Consider the following 1090-nt stretch of genomic DNA (forward strand, 5'->3'; position numbering starts at 1 on the left):
GAGTCGGCGTGACTGTAGGGTTAAATTCATAAGCGCCAATATCAACGATCGCACTTCCGTTATTATCACCATCTTGAGGGCGACTCACACCGCGCTGATCAGCAGCCGGCGCGCCCGCACCAGTACCAGTATCAATGGCCGGACTTCCTGTTAGCAGCGGCAGCACAAAAGCGCCGTTAATATTTTGCAAAGGGCCGAGTAAGGGGTCTGCGATCCTCACATTTGCCGTAACATTACTATCATTAGGATCTCCGGTCGTCAGTTTAGCGGGAAATTGAAGATTGTTTCCCCCATCGATGAGCTCCCGTCCAGTGTGCTGCCTAGTTTTAAAAGAGTTACTTGCCGTATTCCTATCAAAAATCGAATTCTTAACAGTAATTGGCGATTTCACAGGATCGTTAAAAGTAGCAATCCCTCCGGAAAATTCAGCAGTATTCTTAGCAAAAGTCGAATTGACGATGTTAGTCGAAAAAGAATCTCTGTTAGCGACAAGCATTCCTCCGCCCTGCTTAGCAGCGCTGTTGCCGGAAAATGTACTGTTAACAATGCTGATATTTCCATTCCCTCCTGACCACAAACCGCCCCCATTATCTTCAGCTTGGTTATTAGCAAAAGTGGAGTTTGTTACAGTAAGATCCACATTTCCGTGACGAATTGCACCTCCCGAACCTCCAACTCCTGCTAGATCCTTAACAGCTTTATTGTTAATAAAAGTGCTATTTTCTAAAACTATCTTATCTTGAAGATAGCCAAATAAAAATCCCGCTCCTCCTTCTCTGGCACCGATATTGCCATCAAAAACGCTGTTGCGGATAGCAATAGTTCCGGCAACGGGGCCGGGGGTTGCATTCGGCCCCGAAGCATTAGCGCCATCGACGTAAACTGCCCCGCCAACGCCTTTCTCTGTGCGGTTGCCGATGAATTTAGAGTTTTCGATCGTCATGCTGCCCAACAGGTTATTAACAGCACCGCCGTAGCTGCCTTTGTTGTTGGTAAATTCGCTATCTCTGATAGTCAGAACACCGCCGCTTTTAGTGGCGATCGCGCCGCCACCACGTTCGGTATTATCCGCTAGGGAACCGTCATTGCC

Annotated in this window: 1 protein-coding gene; it reads right to left on the reverse strand. The window is 47.9% G+C overall.

All coding sequences use genetic code 11. The features are described 5' to 3' along the window. The coding region (locus QUA42_RS27605; RefSeq protein WP_333141874.1) for a choice-of-anchor Q domain-containing protein at positions 1-1090 on the reverse strand (1090 nt) is incomplete at both ends.

It is taken from the genome of Microcoleus sp. Pol11C2 (genome assembly GCF_036701505.1).
GTDB lineage: Bacteria > Cyanobacteriota > Cyanobacteriia > Cyanobacteriales > Microcoleaceae > Microcoleus.